This window comes from Roseomonas alba (assembly GCF_019430885.1).
GTDB lineage: Bacteria > Pseudomonadota > Alphaproteobacteria > Acetobacterales > Acetobacteraceae > Neoroseomonas > Neoroseomonas alba.
On sequence record NZ_JAHYBZ010000006.1, the window covers coordinates 299,277 to 317,030 of the forward strand.

The 17,754-nt window shown below is 69.1% G+C and carries 15 protein-coding genes; 8 read left to right on the top strand and 7 right to left on the bottom strand.

Annotated elements, in window-relative coordinates; translation table 11 throughout:
- Window positions 1-75 precede the first annotated feature (75 nt).
- The 3 genes from KPL78_RS18265 to KPL78_RS18275 are packed head-to-tail and all read left to right on the top strand — an operon-like array spanning window position 76 to window position 3,622.
- Window positions 76-1,911 carry a gamma-glutamyltransferase family protein gene (locus KPL78_RS18265; protein WP_432761284.1) on the top strand — a complete coding sequence of 612 codons (1,836 nt, stop codon included), beginning with the start codon at window positions 76-78 and terminating at the stop codon, window positions 1,909-1,911.
- The gene (locus KPL78_RS18270; RefSeq protein ID WP_219764410.1) at window positions 1,911-2,780 is read left to right on the top strand and encodes a hypothetical protein; all 870 of its coding nucleotides are present in this window, start codon (window positions 1,911-1,913) and stop codon (window positions 2,778-2,780) included. The genes KPL78_RS18265 and KPL78_RS18270 overlap by 1 nt, the downstream gene beginning before the upstream one ends.
- Window positions 2,777-3,622 carry an amidohydrolase family protein gene (locus KPL78_RS18275; RefSeq protein WP_219764411.1) on the top strand — a complete coding sequence of 282 codons (846 nt, stop codon included), beginning with the start codon at window positions 2,777-2,779 and terminating at the stop codon, window positions 3,620-3,622. Before KPL78_RS18270 ends, KPL78_RS18275 begins: the two co-directional genes overlap by 4 nt.
- Before the next feature lie 45 nt (window positions 3,623-3,667).
- Here KPL78_RS18275 and KPL78_RS18280 read toward each other — a convergent pair whose 3' ends face one another.
- Window positions 3,668-4,159 (bottom strand): flavodoxin family protein, encoded by a 492-nt coding sequence (locus KPL78_RS18280; protein WP_219764412.1) that lies wholly within the window; start codon window positions 4,157-4,159, stop codon window positions 3,668-3,670.
- A gap of 39 nt (window positions 4,160-4,198) precedes the next feature.
- Here KPL78_RS18280 and KPL78_RS18285 point away from each other — a divergent pair, with 39 nt between their 5' ends.
- The gene (locus tag KPL78_RS18285; protein ID WP_219764413.1) at window positions 4,199-4,597 is read left to right on the top strand and encodes a carboxymuconolactone decarboxylase family protein; all 399 of its coding nucleotides are present in this window, start codon (window positions 4,199-4,201) and stop codon (window positions 4,595-4,597) included.
- A gap of 435 nt (window positions 4,598-5,032) precedes the next feature.
- Here the strand turns inward: KPL78_RS18285 and KPL78_RS18290 are convergent, their stop codons facing one another.
- The 5 genes from KPL78_RS18290 to KPL78_RS18310 all read right to left on the bottom strand — a co-directional run bounded on the left by KPL78_RS18290 (window position 5,033) and on the right by KPL78_RS18310 (window position 13,249).
- Window positions 5,033-6,796, bottom strand: a complete 1,764-nt coding sequence (locus KPL78_RS18290) for a thiamine pyrophosphate-dependent enzyme (protein ID WP_219764414.1) — start codon at window positions 6,794-6,796, stop codon at window positions 5,033-5,035.
- A gap of 64 nt (window positions 6,797-6,860) precedes the next feature.
- The gene (locus tag KPL78_RS18295) at window positions 6,861-9,998 is read right to left on the bottom strand and encodes an efflux RND transporter permease subunit (protein WP_219764415.1); all 3,138 of its coding nucleotides are present in this window, start codon (window positions 9,996-9,998) and stop codon (window positions 6,861-6,863) included.
- A gap of 16 nt (window positions 9,999-10,014) precedes the next feature.
- Window positions 10,015-11,133, bottom strand: a complete 1,119-nt coding sequence (locus KPL78_RS18300) for an efflux RND transporter periplasmic adaptor subunit (protein WP_219764416.1) — start codon at window positions 11,131-11,133, stop codon at window positions 10,015-10,017.
- Between the two features lie 74 nt (window positions 11,134-11,207).
- A complete protein-coding gene (locus tag KPL78_RS18305) occupies window positions 11,208-12,200 on the bottom strand; it encodes an ABC transporter ATP-binding protein (RefSeq protein WP_255569164.1) in 993 nt (330 codons plus the stop codon).
- On the bottom strand, window positions 12,197-13,249 hold the full coding sequence (locus KPL78_RS18310) for an ABC transporter ATP-binding protein (RefSeq protein WP_219764417.1): 1,053 nt from the start codon (window positions 13,247-13,249) through the stop codon (window positions 12,197-12,199). Before KPL78_RS18310 ends, KPL78_RS18305 begins: the two co-directional genes overlap by 4 nt.
- 202 nt (window positions 13,250-13,451) lie before the next feature.
- Between KPL78_RS18310 and KPL78_RS18315 the strand changes: the two genes are divergently transcribed.
- From KPL78_RS18315 to KPL78_RS18330, 4 genes are all read left to right on the top strand, one after another.
- Complete coding sequence (locus tag KPL78_RS18315) at window positions 13,452-13,706, top strand: Lrp/AsnC ligand binding domain-containing protein (protein WP_219764418.1); 255 nt, start codon at window positions 13,452-13,454, stop codon at window positions 13,704-13,706.
- Complete coding sequence (locus tag KPL78_RS18320; protein WP_219764419.1) at window positions 13,703-13,861, top strand: hypothetical protein; 159 nt, start codon at window positions 13,703-13,705, stop codon at window positions 13,859-13,861. Before KPL78_RS18315 ends, KPL78_RS18320 begins: the two co-directional genes overlap by 4 nt.
- Before the next feature lie 124 nt (window positions 13,862-13,985).
- Window positions 13,986-14,234, top strand: a complete 249-nt coding sequence (locus KPL78_RS18325) for a hypothetical protein (RefSeq protein WP_219764420.1) — start codon at window positions 13,986-13,988, stop codon at window positions 14,232-14,234.
- A 115-nt stretch (window positions 14,235-14,349) separates the two neighbouring features.
- On the top strand, window positions 14,350-14,586 hold the full coding sequence (locus tag KPL78_RS18330; protein WP_219764421.1) for a hypothetical protein: 237 nt from the start codon (window positions 14,350-14,352) through the stop codon (window positions 14,584-14,586).
- A 76-nt stretch (window positions 14,587-14,662) separates the two neighbouring features.
- On the opposite strand, the gene KPL78_RS18335 is transcribed toward KPL78_RS18330, so the two are convergent.
- A complete protein-coding gene (locus KPL78_RS18335; protein WP_219764422.1) occupies window positions 14,663-17,746 on the bottom strand; it encodes an efflux RND transporter permease subunit in 3,084 nt (1,027 codons plus the stop codon).
- Between the last annotated feature and the right edge of the window lie 8 nt (window positions 17,747-17,754).

Genomic DNA, 17,754 nt, shown 5'->3' on the forward strand with positions numbered 1-17,754 from the left:
TAGAACCCCCGGCAGGATTGACGTGCTCCCTCTGCCGCGCGACGAGTTTCGCCGCAAGACCGAGGAACCGCGCACATGTCCGTCGTGACGCCGGAGATGATCGGCTTCCCCGCCAAGGAGGCCCCGAGCATGTTCACCACCCGCCCCGAGATCATCGGCACCTTCGGCGCCGTCGCCTCGACACATTGGCTCGCGAGCCAGGTCGGCATGGCGGTGTTGGAACGCGGCGGCAACGCCTTCGACGCCGCTGCCGCGGCCGGCTTCACGCTGCAGATCGTCGAGCCACACCTGAACGGCCCCGGCGGCGACTGCCCTATCATCATCCACAGCGCCAGCACGGGCACGCAGTCGGTCATCTGCGGCCAGGGCCCGGCGCCGGCGGGGCTGACGGTCGCGCATATGCGCAGCCTCGGCCAGGAGATCATGCCGGGCACCGGGTTGCTCGCGACGCCCATTCCCGGCGCCTTCGATGCGTGGATGCTGATGTTGCGCGACCACGGGACCTGGTCCGTGCGGGAGGTGCTGGCCTATGCGATCGGCTATGCCCGCCGCGGCGCGCCGATGGTCCCGCGCATCCGCGCGACGATCGAAAGCGTCCGGCCGCTGTTCGAGGCCGAATGGCCGACCTCCGCCGCGCTGTGGCTGCGCGATGGCGGGCCGGCGCCGAATGGCGTCTATGCCAACCCGACGCTCGCCGACACCTATGAGCGCGTCGTGAAGGAAGCCGAGGCCGTGGGCGGGCGCGAGGCGCAGATCGATGCCGCCCGCGCCGCCTGGTATCGCGGCTTCGTCGCCGAGGCGATCGGCAGGTTCGCCGCCACCACCGAGGCGATGGACACCTCCGGCGAACGCCATCGCGGCGTCATCACCGCGGACGACATGGCGCGGTGGTCGGCCACGGTCGAGAAGCCGGTGACCCTCGACTATCACGGCCACACCGTCCTGAAGTGCGGGCCGTGGAGCCAGGGCCCGGCGATGCTTCAGACCATGGCCCTGATGGCGGGCTTCGACGTGGGTGCGATGGACCCGGTCGGCGCCGATTTCATCCATCACGTCGTCGAGGCCAAGAAGCTCGCCTTCGCCGATCGCGAGGCCTTCTACGGCGATCCCGACTTCGTGGACGTGCCGCTCGAGACGCTGCTCTCGGCGGCCTACAATGATGAGCGGCGCAAGCTGATCGGGCCGGATGCCTCGCTGGAGTTCATCCCCGGCAATCCGGATGGGCGCGAGCATCGCACCGACTACGCTGCGGCTATCCGGCGCTCGAAGGAACTCGCCGCCGCGGCGGGATCGGGCGAGCCGACCGTGTCGCGGCTCGGCGCCTCGGGCGGCGATACCTGCCACATCGACATCATCGACACCCATGGCAACATGGTCAGCGCGACGCCGTCCGCGGGCTGGCTGCAATCCTCGCCGGCCATCCCGGAGCTAGGCTTCTGCCTGGGGTCGCGCTGCCAGATGTTCTGGCTGGACGAGACGCTGCCGAACGGGCTGCAGCCGGGCAAGCGGCCGCGCACCACGCTGTCGCCGTCCATGGTGCTGAAGGAAGGCCGGCCCTGGATGTCCTTCGGCACGCCGGGCGGCGAGCAGCAGGATCAGTGGCAGCCCATCATGCTGATGCGCATGATCCATCACGGCTTCAACATCCAGCAGGCGATCGACCTGCCCTCATTCCACTCCGAGCATTGGATCAGCAGCTTCTGGCCGCGCGGTGCCAAGCCCGGGAAGGTGGTGATCGAAGGCCGCTATGCGCCTTCCGTGCTGGAAGACCTGAAGGCTCGCGGCCATGTCGCCGAGATGGGCGGCGAGTGGTCCGAAGGCCGCCTGACCGGCGTGCGGCAGGAGACGGACGGCACCATCCGTGCCGGCGCCAATCCGCGCGGCATGCAGGGCTACGCGGTCGGCCGCTGATGCGCGCCCTGCTCGCGCTGGTGCACTACTTCAAGGGGGAGGCGGAATCCCGCCACTCCTCGACAGACGAACGCCGGCGCGAGCAACGGGCCGGGGTGCTGCGGCGGGTGATCGATTCCTGGCGCGGCAGCCTCGGCGCCACCACGACGCTCACCATCGAGACGAAGCGCTTCGACCGGATGCGCGGGGCGGTCGACGGGCTCGACATCGTGGTGGTCACCAACGGCACGGACCATCTGCTGGATGAGGCGCATGCCAAGGCACGGGGCGTGCGGCATGTCGCGGCACAGGTGGACAATCCGCGCATGCTGGGCTTCGCAGCGCATCGGCTGTTTGCGGAGCTGCGTCATAACTACGACCTGTTCTGCTATTCCGAAGACGATCTACGCATCGCCGATCCCGGATTCATTGACCGTCTGCGGGCCTTCCAGAATGCATTCGGATGGAAGCGGCTGCTGATGCCGAACCGCTTCGAATGGAACCCGAACGGCCCGACGCTCAAGACTTGGATCGACGGCGACCTGCGCCCTGGAGCCACATCGGCGTGGCGCGATCCGCTGCCGGACGAGCCCTTCCTGCACCTGCCCATGCCAGGCCGCGCGCCGGTCGTGTTCCGGCGCGCGATGAACCCGCATAGCGGCTTCTTCGCGCTGTCGGCAACGCAGCTTGCGCATTGGGTGCGGCAGCCGAGCTTCCTCGATCGCGACGTGTCCTTCATCTCTCCGCTGGAAAGTGCGGCGACGCTCGCCGTGATGAAGGTCTTCCCGATCTACAAGGCGCATGGGCCGGATGCGGGGTTCCTCGAGATCGAGCATCTCGACAATCGCTTCTCCTCCATGACACTGCCGGGATCAGGAGGAACGCCATGACCATCATCGATGCCCAGGTCCATATCTGGTCCAGCGGGACGCCGAGCGGCGACCATCGCCAGGTTTCGTCCTACACCGTCGAGGAATTGCTGACGGAGATGGACGCCGCGGGTGTGGACGGCGCCGTGATCCATCCGCCGGTCTCCTGGGACCCGGATGCCAATGCGGTGGCGGAGGATGCCGCGAAGCGGTTCCCCGACCGTTTCGCCGTGCTCGGCCAAGTGCCGCTCGATACGCCGGAGACCAGCCGCGCGCTGCTGAAGGGCTGGCGCCAGCGGCCCGGGCAATGCGGGCTGCGCTACCCGCTGATCCGCAAGGACCAGGAACGCTGGCCCTATGACGGCACGCTGGACTGGCTGTGGCCGGTCGCGGAGGCCGAAGGGCTGCCGGTCGCGACCATGGCTTGGCGCTTCCTGCCGGAATTCGCGCGCATCGCGGAACGCCATCCTGAGCTGCGGCTGATCATCGATCATTGCGGGCTGATCCGGCATGAGAAGGGTGCGGCGGCCTTCGCGAACATTGATGCCGTGACCGCGCTGGCGCGCTTCCCGAATGTCGCGCTGAAGGCGACGGGTGCGCCGGGGTATTCGCAGCAGGGCTATCCGTTCCGCGACATCCATGACGGGCTGCATCGCCTGTATGATGCCTTCGGCCCGGATCGCTTCTTCTGGGGTACGGACATCACGCGCATGCCCTGCACCTGGACGCAGTGCATCACCCTGTTCACCGAGGAATTGCCCTGGCTGCGCGGTGACGCCCTGACCCGCGTCATGGGTCCGGCCTTCCGCGACTGGATCGGCTGGTCGATTTCGCAGAAATCGCCCGAAGATGCAGGAAACTGAGTTTCCTGCCGGGGTGCTCGAGGGGCGGAGCCCCTCGATCTTCCGTCAGAACATCCCGATGGCCAGCCCGGCGGCGATGGTCGCGCCGAGTTCCTCGCAGCGCGCGACATCGTCGGCCGGGATGGTCTTGGGTGCGAGGATCGCCTCCGGCGTCTGCGCGTGGGTACAGACTATGAGCGGTTCGGCGACCTGCCGCAGCCGCCAGCCTGTCGCGATGCGCGCCACCTGGCGCACGGCGTTGGCTCCGTCGCTGCCGGCGCAGACCATCAGGGCATAGGGCCGCCCCTCGATGCGCCCTAGCGCGGCGTAGTAGGTGCGATCGAAGAAGTCCTTCATCATGCCGGCGATGGCGGCGAGATTCTCGGGTGTCGCGAAGAGATAGCCGTCGGCCGCGAGCAGGTCGTCGCCGGCCGCGTCACGTGCTTCCAGCAGCCGCACGCGGACCCCCTCGCCTTCCGCTGCGCGCGCCGCTGCCTGCGCCATCTGCCGCGTCCCGCCGGTCATGGAGTGGAAGACCATCAGCAGCGTCTTCGTCATCGGCTATCCTCGCCGCCCAACACGCGAGGAGGATACGCGATGACCGACACGGATGCGCATGCCGCGCTGCAAGCCACGGGGCGGCAGGCGATGCGGGAGGTTCTCGGCGAAGGCTACATGGCGAAGCGGGACGCCAGCACCTCGCCGCTGAACCAGGCGCTGCGGCACCTGTCGGAGGAGTTCCCCTACGCCTCTCTGTGGACGCGCGGGACGCTGACGCGACGGGAGCGCAGCATGGTGACGATCGGCATGCTGGTCGCGATGAGCCAGCATCACGAACTGCGCGGGCATCTGGTCGGCGCGCTGAACAATGGCTGCACGCCGGAAGAGATCGCCGAGGTGATCACCCATTCCTGCGCCTATGCCGGGTTTCCGGCGGCGATCGCGGCGATGCGGACGGCGGAGGAGGTGCTGAAAGACGTCAGCACCGCGGGGTGAGGCAGCGCCTGGGCCATTGGCGCGAGGGGAAGATCGAAGAAGGGGCACAGCCCCCATGAGCGTGCGACGGCGGCCACGGGGACGGGCTTTGCCCCTCCCCGAACCCCACCAAAGGCCCAAGGCCTTTGGAAACCATCACCTGGCCCGGCGCCCAGCAGTCAGAATGGTGACAAGATCCGCTCTTGCGCACGGAGGGCGTCCTATCAGCCGCGCCAGACGCCAAAAGATCGCACTCCAGGTGCTCCAAGCACCACGGGCACCCATTGGCGTCGCGAAGCAACGTCAATGAGACCCCGGTGTCGGGGTCGTTTGGAAGGGCGGCGCCCCTCCAATTGCGCCCGTGGAACCATCGGGATCATTTGAATCCCGCGGCAGGGTGAACCCGAAAGGGGCGGCGCCCCTCTCGGTCCAACAGCGGCCGTATCAGGAACCGCCTTACCGCGTGCGCGGGCCCGTCCGCCGCGGCGCCGGGGTCCGTACCGCCTGGGCCGGCGCCGGCGCGGCCGCGCCCGCCGCCGCCTTCGTCGCCTGCGCCCGCAGATCCGCGATGGTCGCGCGGTTCGTCACCTGCTCGGGGTTGGTGCGCACTTCCACGACGGCGGGCTTGCCGGAGGCGAGCGCCCGCTTCACCGCCGGCACCAGTTCCTCGGTACGCTCCACGATCTCGCCATGGCCGCCGAAGGCCTCGATGAACTTGGCGAAATCGGGGTTGGTCAGGGCGGTTCCGGACACGCGGGCTGGATAGGCGCGTTCCTGGTACATCCGGATCGTGCCGTACATCTGGTTGTTGAAGACCAAGATGACCGGGTTCACCGAGTGGTGGAACGCGGTCGCGATCTCCTGCCCCGTCATCAGGAAGCCGCCATCGCCCACGAAGGCGATCACGGGCCGGTTCGGATGGGTGATCTTGGCGCCGATCGCGGCCGGGACCGAGTAGCCCATCGCGCCGTTGGTCGGGCCCAGGAAGTCCTGCTTCTCGCCGAAATGCATGAAGCGATTGGGCCAGGTCGCGAAGTTGCCGGCATCGGTGGTGAAGATGGTGTCCGCCGGCAGTTCCTTTTCCAGCTCCTGCAGGGCGACGGCGAGGTTCAGCGGCCCCTCGTAATCCTGCGGCTTGGCCTGGGCGAGGCGGAGTTCACGCAGTTCCTTGGTCCAGGCCGACCAGACCGGCTTGGCGACAGGGCCCGCGGCCTTGGCGGCCGCGGCGAAGGCGTTGAGTTCGGAGACGATGCCGAGCGCCGGGCGATAGACGCGCCCGATCTCCGCCTGGTCCGGATAGACATGGATGATGGGCGTCGCGCCGGCCATGTCGAGCAGCGTGTAGCCCTGGCTCACCGGCTCCCCGATACGGGTGCCGATGGCGAGGATCAGGTCGGCTTCCTTGGCCTTGGCGACCAGCCCGGCATCCGCGCCGACGCCGAGGTCACCGACATAATTCGCCGAGGTCCCATCGAAGAGCCCCATGCGGCGGAAGGCGACCGAGACCGGCAGGTCGTTGGCGACCAGCCAGTCGCGGATATCGGCCTTGCCCTGGTCCGACCAGCGCGACCCGCCGATGACGGCGAGCGGCTTCTTCGCCCCTTCGAGCATCTTCAACACCCGGGTCATGGCGTCGGGGGCCGGATGCGGCGGCAGTACCTCGGCCGGGGGAATGTCGGGGACGGAGGCGAGACGCTTCTGCATCTCCTCGCTGATCGCGACAACGACGGGACCGGGCCGGCCGGAGGTCGCGACATCGAAGGCGTGGGCCATCAGCTCGGGGATGCGCTTCTCGTCGTCGATCTGTGTCACCCACTTCGCCAGCGGTCCGAACATCTGGCGGTAGTCGACCTCCTGGAAGGTCTCGCGATCGGTCTCCTCGATCGGGATCTGGCCGACCAGCAGGACGAGCGGGGTGGAATCCTGGAAGGCGACATGCACGCCGATCGCGGCATGGCAGGCGCCCGGGCCGCGGGTCACGATGGCCACGCCCGGCTTGCCGGTCAGCTTGCCATAGGCCTCGGCCATGTGGACGGCGCCGGCCTCGAAGCGGCAGGTGACGAGCTGCAACCGGTTCCGCACCGAATAGAGCCCATCCAGCAGGTCCAGGTAGGATTCGCCCGGCACGCAAAAGGCATGCGTCACACCCTGCGCCACCAGCGCATCCGCCAGCAGCTTGCCCCCCGTGCGCCCCGCCATCGCGCGCCGACCTTCAGTCATACGGACACCCTTCCCGTGATTCGGAATCAGTCGCCGGCGAAGCTAGCCGGTCCCGGCCGGCGCGTCACTCCGCCGGCTGGGGTCCGTGGCCATGCCCACCGTCGCGCCCGCGATGGGCCTCAAGGTCCGCGAGCTTCGCCGCGATGGCCCCGATCGGCTTGGTATAGGGCGCGAGCAGCAGATAAAGCGCCGGCACGGCATAGAGGGTGACGAAGGTGGACAGCGTGATGCCCCCCACGATCACCACGCCCAGCGCCGCACGGCTCTCGGCCCCCGCCCCGGTCGCGGCGGCCAGCGGCACGGCGCCCAGCACCGTCGCGATGGATGTCATCAGGATCGGCCGGAGCCGCACCACCGATGCCTCCAGCACCGCGTCGCGGATGGACAGGCCGCGATCACGGAGTTGGTTCGCAAACTCGACCACCAGGATGCCGTTCTTCGCCATCAGTCCAATCAGCAGGATCATGCCGATCTGGCTGAAGATGTTGAGCGACTGCCCCGTCCACCACAGCGCCAGCAGGCCGCCGGTGATGGCAAGCGGCGTCGAGAGCAGGATCACGAAGGGGTGGATGAAGCTCTCGAACTGCGCTGCCAGCACCAGGAACACGACCAGCAGCGCCATGGCGAAGGTGACGTAGAGCGCGCCCGAGGATTCCTTGAACTCCAGCGACTGGCCCCGGTAGGAGATGCGCGCCTCGGGCGGCAGGACCTCCCGCGCCACGCCGTCGAGGAAGCCGAGCGCATCCCCCAGCGAATAGCCCGGCGCCAGCGACGCGGTGATGGTGATGGCGCGCACCCGGTCCTCGCGCGACAGGGTCTGGGCACGGGCGCGCTCGGTCATCGTCACCACGTTGGACAGCGGCACCAGCCCGCCCGACGCCGTGCGGACGAAGACGTTCTGCAGATCATAAGGCGAGAGCCGCATCTCGTTCGGCGCCTGGAGCAGCACCTTGTATTCCTGCCCGCCGACGACATAGGTCGTAACCTCGCGCGACCCCAGCATCGTCTCGATGGTGCGCCCCACCGCCGCGATGGAAATGCCGAGGTCGGCCGCCTTGCGCCGGTCGATCTCGACCCGCACCTCGGGCTTCGTCTCCTTGAAGTCGTGATCGAGGTTCAGCAGCCGCGGATTGGTCCGCGCGCGATCCAGGAAGCGGTCCCGCCATTCGACCAGCGTGTCGTAATCTGGCCCGCCGATCACGAACTGCACCGGCGGGCGGAAGCCGCGCGCGCCCAGCGAGGGCGGGTTGAGCGCGAAGCCGCGCACGCCAGGGATCTGTGCGATCTCGGGGAAGACCTCGGCCGCGATCTCCTGCTGCTTGCGGGGCCGTTCCGCCCAGGGCGACAGGCGGATGAAGATGTTGGCGACATTGCCGATCGCCGGCCGCTGGAAGCCGCCCACGGTCGAGAACACCGCCGCCGCCTCGCCGCTGTCCACATAGCGTTGCAGCAGGCGCTCGATCTGGATCACATGCTCCATGGTGTAGCCGAAGGACGCACCCTCCGGCCCAGTCGTCGGGATGATGACCACGCCGCGATCCTCGGTCGGCGCGAATTCCTTGGGCAGGATGTTGTAGAGCACCACTGCCAGGCCACAGAGCGCCCCCGAAACGCCCAGCACCAGCACCGGCGCCCGCAGCGCGCGGTCCAGCGTCCAGCGCAGCCCGCCATTCAGCGCCAGGAAGAAGGGTTCGGTGACGCGTACCAGCAGCGTCTCGCTCTGATGCGGCTTCAGCAGCTTGGAACACATCATCGGCGTCAGCGTCAGCGCGATCAGCCCCGAGAACAGGACCGAGGCCGCCAGCGCCAGGCCGAATTCCGTGAACAGCCGCCCGGTATTGCCGCCCATGAAGGACAGCGGCACGAAGACCGCGACGAGGACCAGCGTGGTCGCGATGACCGCGAAGGCGATCTCCCGCGCGCCATAGACCGAGGCGAGCAGTGGATCCTCGCCTTCCTCGATGCGGCGGTGGATGTTCTCCAGCACCACGATGGCGTCGTCCACCACCAGGCCGATGGCCAGCACCAGCCCCAGCAGCGTCAGGACATTGACCGAGAAGCCGAGTGCGGCCGTCGCGATGAAGGACGCGATGATCGAGACCGGGATGGCCACGGCCGGGATGATCGTCGCCCGCACCGAGCGCAGGAACAGGAAGATGACGCCGATGACCAGGGCGAGCGCGATCATCAGCGCGTGTTCCACCTCGAAGATGGACTGGCTGATGAACAGGCTCTCGTCATAGCCGATCATCACGTCCACGCCCTCGGGCAGGGTCGGCGTGATCAGCGCCATCTCCGCCTTCACGCCATTGGCGACGGACAGCGTATTGGCGGTGGATTGCCGCAGGATGCCTAGGCCGATGGCCGGCCGCCCGTTGATGCGATAGGCGCCGCGGGTATCCTCGGCACCGACCTCGATGCGCGCGACCTCCCCCAACAGCACCTGGGCACCGTCGGCGCCGCGGCGGATGACGATCTCGCGGAACTGCTCGGGACGCGACATGCGCGTGTCGGTGCGCACGGTCAGCTCGCGCTGCTCGCTCTCGATGCGCCCGCCCGGCAATTCGACATTCTCGCGCCGGATCGCCTCCTCGATGTCCTGCACCGTGAGGTTGCGCGCGGCGAGGGCCTGGCGGTCCAGCCAGACGCGCATGGAAAAGCGCCGCTCGCCGGAGATGATGATCTGCGCCACGCCCTCGACGATGGCCAGGCGATCGACGATGCGCCGCCGCGCGAGGTCCGTCAGGTCGAGCGGCGTCAGCCGGTCCGAGGCTAAGGCGAGCCACAAGATCGGCCGGCTGTCGCCATCGACCTTCTGGACGATCGGCGTCTCCGCCTGGTCCGGCAGGCGCGCGAGCGCGCGGGCCACCTTGTCGCGCACGTCGTTCGCCGCCGCGTCGACATCGCGGGTCAGGCGGAATTCCAGCGTGATCTGGCTGCGCTCGTCGCGCGACTGGGAGGTGATGGTCTTGATGCCCTCGATCCCCGCCACGGCGGCTTCCAGGATCTCGGTGATCTGGCTGTCCACCACGGGGGCGGAGGCGCCGGTATAGGTGGTGGTGATCTGGATGATGGGCGGGTCGATCGCAGGGTATTCCCGGATCGGCATGCGGAACAGCGCGAACAGCCCGAGCACCGTCAGCAGCAGGCTGATGACGGTGGCGAAGACGGGCCGCTTGATCGAGACGTCGGAGAGAACCATCGGCGCCTCGCTCCCCTCAGCTCGTCGGTCGGGTCAGGGTTTCGGTGACGCGCACCGGCACGTCGTTGCGCAGGCGCTGGATGCCGCGCACCACCACCGGCTCGCCGGCGTTCAGCCCCTCGCGGATCTCGACCTCGCCAGGCAGACGCAGGCCAAGCTTGACCTCCTGCCGCCGCGCGCGCCCGTCGCGCACCACAAAGACATAGGCGCGGTCGCCAACCGGATCGATCGCCTCCTCGGCGACCAGAAGAGCGTGCTCGCGTTCCTCGAGCACCAGTTCGATGGTCAGGAACAGGCCGGGGCGCAGGGCCTCATCGGCATTGTCGAATTCGCTGATGACGCGCACCGACCGCGTGGCCGGGTCGATGCGGGTGTCGATCACCGCCACCTGTCCCTCGAAGCGACGGGCCCCATAGGCGGCGCTGCGCGCCGTCACGCCGCTGCCGGCATGGATGCGCGCCAGATAGACCTCGGGGATCGAGAACTCGACGCGCACCCGCGCCGTGTCATCGAGCGTGGTGATCGGCGTGCCTGGCTGGATCAGCGCGCCGGGGCTGACCTGGCGCAGCCCGACCCGGCCGGCGAAAGGCGCGTTGACGCGCAGTTCCTCCAGCCGCGCCTCGGCCTGGCGCACGCGGCCCTCGGCCTGGCGCGACAGCGCCTCCAGCGTCTCGAGGCGCTGCGCCGCGATGGTCGCCCCCGGCTGCAGCCGCCGCGCACGATCGAGCTGGTTGCGCGCATCGTCCAGCAGGGCGCGCGCCTGGTCGAGTTCCGCCCGAAGCGCCGCCGCGTCGAGCTGCACCAGCGTCGACCCGGCCTCGACGCGCTCGCCTTCGGTGAAGCCGATGCGCTCGACGATGCCGGCGACCTTGGAAGTGATGGTGACCGCCTCGCGCGCCCGCACGGTGCCGACGCTCTCGACACGCTCGACCACCGGGGCGACGCGCACGGCCTGGACGATGACGCCGACGGGGCCGCTGGAACCGCCGCCGCGCCCGCCGCCCTGCGGGCCGGCCCCCTGCAGGCCCAGCAGCTCGAGGGGCGGCTTCAGCCCGAATTGCTCGCCATAGTAGTGCCAGCCCGCGCCCAAGCCACCGAGCACCGCCAGCACCGCCACCTGGGTGATCGTCTTCATCGAAAGCCTGCCCGACGTTGCTGACTACATGACGATATTGAGAGGAATCAGCAAGCCATCGTCAGGTCGAAACGTCAGGCTCCGCCGACCTTTATGCAGCGAACCATGCGGCCGCCGCCCATTTCACGCGCAGCGGGCACGGCTTCCAGGCAGGCCTGCTCGGCCAGGGTGCAACGCGGCGCGAAGGCGCAACCGGTGGGCACTTTCTCGAGGCTTGGCGGCGCGCCCGGAATGGTGGTCAGCCGCTTGCCGCGCATGCCGCCATGCACGGTCGCGCCCAGCAGACCCTGCGGGTAGGGGTGCAACGGCCCCGACATGAAGGGCACCACCGGCCCTTCCTCGACCACCCGGCCGGCGTACATCACCGCGACGCGGTCGGCGATCTCGCCCGCCACGCCGAGATCATGGGTGACGAAGATGACACCCATGCCGAGCTTTTCCTGAAGTTCCCGCAACAGCAGCAGCACCTGGATCTGCACCGTGGCGTCGAGCGCGGTGGTCGGTTCGTCCGCCAGCAGCAGCTTCGGCTTGCAGGCGAGCGCCACGGCGATCATCGCGCGTTGCCGCAAGCCGCCCGACAGCTCGTGCGGATAGGCCGCGAGACGGCGCTTCGCCGAGGGGATCTGCACCAGTTCCAGCAACTCGAGCGCACGGGCCTCGGCGGCGGCATGCGAGGCGCCTTCGTGCCGGCGCACCGCCTCGGCGATCTGCTGGCCGATGGTGAAGACCGGGTCGAGCGCGGTCATCGGCTCCTGGAAGATCATCGCGACGTCGCCGCCGCGGAATTCCGAGAGCTGGCTTTCGGTCATCGCCTGCACGTTGCGCCCGGCGACCTCGATCGAGCCGCCGACCACGGCGCGCTTCGGCAGCAGCTTCATCAGCGCGCGCAGGGTGACCGACTTGCCCGAACCGGATTCACCGAGAAGGCACAGCACCTCCCCCTGCGCGAGGTCGAGATCGACGCCGTTCACCGCATGCACCGTGGCATCGCGGGAGACGAAGCGCACCGTCAGGTCGCGCGCGCGCACCAGCGGCGCCGCGGCGTCCATCTTCAGGGCCGCGCTCATGCCGCGAGCCTCGGCGCCAGGGTGTGCCCGGAACCGGGCATCACCGCGTGGCAGGCGGCCTCATGGCCCGCGGACAGCGTCGCCGCGGGGGGTTCGCGTTCGGCGCAGACGCCTTCGGCCAGCGGACAGCGCGTGCGGAAACGGCAGCCGGAGGGCGGATTCACCGGATTGGGCGGATCGCCCGTCAGCGGCGGTTCCGTCCGCCGCTTGCCCGGATCCATGGACGGGCGGGAGGCAAGCAGCGCGCGGGTATAGGGATGCGCGGGACGCTCGTAGATCTCCTCGACCGGCCCGGTCTCGACGACCTTGCCGAGATACATCACCAGCACCCGGTCCGAGATGTACTGCACCACGTTCAGGTCATGGCTGATGAAGGCGTAGGTGAGTCCGAACTTCTCCTTGAGGTCCATCAGCAGGTTCAGCACCTGCGCCTCGACCGACTTGTCGAGCGCGCTCACCGGTTCGTCGAGGATGACCAGGCGCGGCTGCAGGGCGAGCGCGCGAGCGATGTTGATGCGCTGCCGCTGGCCGCCCGACAGCTCATGCGGATAGCGCCGGGCGAACTGGGCGGGCGCGAGACCCACCGCCGCCAGCAATTCATGCGCGCGCTCCCGCGCCTCATGGGTCGAGACGCCATGCACCTTGGGCGCGAAGGCGATCGTCTCCTCGATCGTCAGGCGCGGGTTCAGCGAGGCGTAGCTGTCCTGGAAGACCATCTGCACCTGGCGGCGATAATCGCGCATCGGTACGCCGCCGGTCTCGTCATTGCCGCCGACGGCTTCGCCGTCGAAGATCATCTCGCCCGCATTGGGGTCCATCAGGCGCATCAGCAGCCGCGCGGTGGTCGACTTGCCGCAGCCCGATTCCCCCACGATGCCGAGCGTCTCGCCCTTCAGGATGGTGAGGTCCACGCCATCGACGGCGCGCACCTCCGCCACCTGGCGGCCGAGCAGGCCGCCGCGGATAGGGAAATGCTTCACGAGCCCCGTCACGCTGAGAAGGGGCTGGGCGGGGCCGCCGCGGTCGGGCGCCTGGCTGATGACGGTCATGACAGGGTGGCAAGCAACCGGCGTGCCGCCGCGTGCGACGGCTCCGACTCCGGGGCGGTGGCGGCTATGCCTATTTTCTGGGCGGGATCGCCCGCGACCGCATCATGCGGCCGGGCCGGTTGGGCGCCGCGGGCGCCACGGTGTAGAAGGCTGCCAGGCAGTCGCGGCCAGGGCCGCGCAGGGTCAAGGAACGGAACCGGCGATGCGCGCGATCTTCGTCATGATCAAATGCGACATGGGTCAAGCCTATCGCGTGGCCCGCGACATGGCCGACACCATCGAGGAGTTGTCGGAGATGCACTCCATCTCCGGCCAGTACGACCTACTCGGGAAGTTCTACCTGGAGACCGACCGCGACATCGGCCAGTTCGTCGTGGAGACGGTGCAGACCGTCCCGGGCGTGAAGGACACCTACACGCTGCAGACCTTCAACGCCTTCTCCGGCCAGCGCGGATGAAGCTCGCCGTGGCGGGCCTGCTGCTGGCGGCCGCACTGATCGCCGGCTGCCGCGACACCGCCCCGGCGCCGGATGCGACGCGGCCCGGATCGCTGTCGGTCAGCGTCGGCGGATCGGTCGGCATGGCCGGGGCGGCGATCTCCCAGTCCCGTTGAGGCACCGTTCCCCTTACGCATGGATTGTGGCGAAGCCGGCGCTGGCCGCCTTACCGCCGCCCTGACCCCGCCGCAGCCAGGCCATGACGCACCGGCAATCTCCTGGCCATCAGGAGAATGCCCGATGCGCCTGCTCCCCGCCCTCGCCCTTTCCGCCTCGATCGCCCTCGGCGGCTGCCAGAACCCGGATGGCAGCACGGATTGGGGCAGCACCGCCGCGCTCGGCATCGGTGCCGCGGCGATCGGCGGACTGATCGCCGTCGCCGCCAGCAGCAATGACAACGATGGATACCGCCGCCAGGGGCGCTACCGCTCGCGCGGCCCCGACCGCTACGCGAGCTGGGAGCGCCAGCCCTATCGCAACCGCTGGTGAGCGACAGGCTCCGTTACCGAACGCCCCGCCCCGGCCTTGTTTCGGTCGCGTGATTTCCATCAACCGGTCGTTTCCTCCACGCATGACATCGCCACCACAGGGAAGGACACCGACCATGCGCCTTCTTCCATTCCTGGCCCTCGGGGCCAGCCTCTTCACAGCCGGCTGCTACGACGCCTATGGGCGCGTCGACCCGACACGGACGGCGCTGCTCGGCGCCGGCATCGGCGCGGCCGCGGGGCTCGGCGTCGCGGCGGCGTCGCAGCCGCGATACGACTACGCGCCGCGCTACTACGCGCCGCCGCCCCGGGCCTATTACGGCCCTCCGAGGGGGTATTATCGCGGCTGGTGATGGCGCTGGGAGAGGGGTGCCGCCCCTCTCCAACAGCCCTTCCCCGCCGAAGCGGACCGCTGCCCTTGCTCCGCGCCTACTCCGCCGGCGCCACCGCGCCGCGCCCGAAGGAGAAGCGCTGGGCCAGCCCGTCGAAGGCCAGGTAGAGCACCGGCGTCACGAACAGCGTCAGCGCCTGGCTGACGATCAGCCCGCCCACTACCGCAAGGCCGAGCGGCTGGCGCAGTTCCGCCGCCGCGCCCCAGCCCGCCGCGATCGGCAGCGCGCCGGCGCCGGCGGCGAGCGTCGTCATCATGATGGGGCGGAAGCGGACGATGCAGGCTTCGCGGACCGCCTCGAACACCGGCCTTCCGGCGCGCTGTTGGGTCAGCGCGACGTCGACGATCATGATGGCGTTCTTCTTCACCAGCCCGACCAGCAGCAGCACGCCGATCACCGCGATGACGGACAGGTCGAGATCGAACAATCGCAGCGTGGCGAAAGCGCCGACCGCCGCCGCCGGCAGGCCGGACAGGATGGTCAGCGGGTGGATCAGGCTTTCATAGAGCACGCCGAGCACCAGGTAGACGATCAGCACCGCCGTGATCACCAGCATCCCCTGGCCGGCCAGGGCCTGCTGAAAGATCTGCGCCGTGCCGGTGTAGCCGGTGACGATGGTCGGCGGGATGCCGATCTCCTGCTCGACCCCGTGGATCGCCTCCACCGCCTGGCCCAGCGCGACGCCGGGGGCGGTGTTGAAGCCGATGGTCACCGCCGGCAACTGGCCCTGATGGCCGACCGTCAGCGGCCCCGACCCGCGATCGAGCCGCGACACCGCCGAGAGCGGCACCAGCCGCCCCGTATTGGACCGCAGGTAGAGCTTCGCGAGGCCCGCCTCGTCCCGCTGGTCCTCGGGCAGCGCCTCGAGGATCACCGGATAGGCGTTCGCCTGGCCGAAGATGGTCGAGATCTGCCGCGACCCGAAGGCTGAATACAGCGCCTGACGCACCTGGTCCTGGCTGACGCCGAGCAGCACGGCGCGGTCGCGGTCGACCGTCACCTGCACCACCGGGCTGTCGAGCTGGAGGTCGGTGTTCACATCCTGCAATTCGGGCAGGCGGCGCAGCCGGTCCTCGATACGCTGCGCCCAGTCATAGAGCTCGTCGAGCCGCAGCCCCTGCAGGGTGTAGAGGTAGAGGGTGCGCGACTGGCGCGCCCCGAAATTGATGTTCTGGATCGGGTTCACGAAGACGCGCAGGCCCGGGATGCCGCCGAGCTCCCGCCGCAGCCGCTGGAGCACCTGCGGCATGGGCGGGCGCTCACCGAGCGGCTTGAGCTCGACGAAAAGCCGCCCCTGGTTGATCGAGGCCGAGCCGCCCACCGCGCCGATATTGGACACGACCGAGACGACATCGGGCGACTGCCTCAGGATATCGGCCGCGCGGTTCTGCATCTCCGCCATGGCGTCGATCGACGCACCGCGCGGGCCCTCGGTCGAGATGGTGAGCAGGCCGGTGTCCTCCACCGGGAAAAAGCCCTTGGGGATGACGATGGCGAGCCACACCGCGGCGGCGAGCGAGCCGAAGAAGGCCAGCCAGACAATGGAACGAAAGCGCAGCAGGAAGTCGAGCGCCGCGCCATAGCCCCGCTCCACGGCGACGAAGCCCTTTTCCAGCACCGCGTCCAGCCTCGACGGCTTCGGATGCGCCGGCAGGCGGGAGGCCATGAGCGGCGTCAGCGTCAGCGAGACCACGCAGGAGGCAACGACGGCGAGCGAGACGGTCGCCGCGAAGGCATTGAACACGCGCCCCACCACCCCGCCCATCAGCAGGATGGGCAGGAAGACCGCGATCAGCGACAGGGTGATGGAGATGACGGTGAAGCCGATCTCCCGCGCGCCGCGGATCGCCGCCTGGAAGGGCGCGACCCCGTGCTCCATGTGGCGCACCGCGGCTTCCAGCACGACGATGGCGTCGTCCACCACGAGGCCCACCGCGATGGTCAGGCCCAGCAGGGTGACGTTGTCGATGCCATAGCCCAGCGCATACATCAGCCCGAAGGTGACACACAGGCTGATCGGCACCGCGACGGTCGGGATCAGCGTGGCGCTGACGCGGCGCAGGAAGAGGAAGCAGACCAGCACCACCAGGCCGATGGCGATCAGCAGGCTTTCCTGCACATCGTGCACCGCCGCGCGGATCGAAGCCGAGCGGTCGAGCATGACGCCGAGCTCGCTGCCCGGCGGCAGCGCCTCGCGCAGCCCGGGCAGGGTCGCGCGCACGCCATCCACCACGTCGACGGTATTGGCGTCGGGTTGGCGCATCACGGCGAGGACCAGGGCGCGCTGCCCGTCACGCCAGGAGGCGACACGCTGGTTCTGCACGCCGTCCACGACCTGCGCGATGTCGCCCAGCCGCACCGGGGCGTTCGGCCGGCCGCCGACGACGAGGCGCGAGAAATCCTCGGCATCCTGCGGCTGGTCATTGGCGCGCAGCGTAAGCTGCTGGCGGTCCCCCTGCAGGATGCCGACCGGGGTATTGGAATTGGCGGCGGCCACGGCCTGCTGCACCTGGTCGAAGCCGAGGCCCATGGTCGCGATACGGTCGGGGTTCAGCCGCACCCGCACGGAATAGAGCTGCTCGCCGAAGACCTGCACCTGCGCCACGCCGGGCACGCGCGACAGCGCCGGGCCGACGATGGTGCTGGCGATGTCGTTCAGCCGGTAGAGCGGCACGTCGCCATTGGTGTTGAGCGTCAGCAGCAGCACCGGCGCGTCCGCCGGGTTCACCTTCCGGTAGGAGGGCGGCGTGGTCATCTCGGTCGGCAGGCGCCGCTGGGCGCGGGTCAGCGCCGCCTGCACGTCCTGCGCCGCCGCGTCGATGCTGCGGTTCAGCACGAATTGCAGGGTGATCTGCGTGGTGTCCTGGCCATTGACCGAGGAGATCTGGTCGATGCCCGCGATGGTCGAGAATTCGCGCTCCAGCGGCAGGGCGACTGATGTCGCCATGGTCTCGGGGCTCGCCCCGGGCAGGTTCGCATAGACGGTGATGACCGGGAAATCGACGCGCGGCACGGCGGCGACCGGCAGCTTCGTATAGGCGACGGCGCCGGCGATGATGGCTGCGATGGCCAGCAGCCCCGTCATGACGGGGCGGCGGATGCAGAGCTCCGAGATGTTCATGGCGCGCG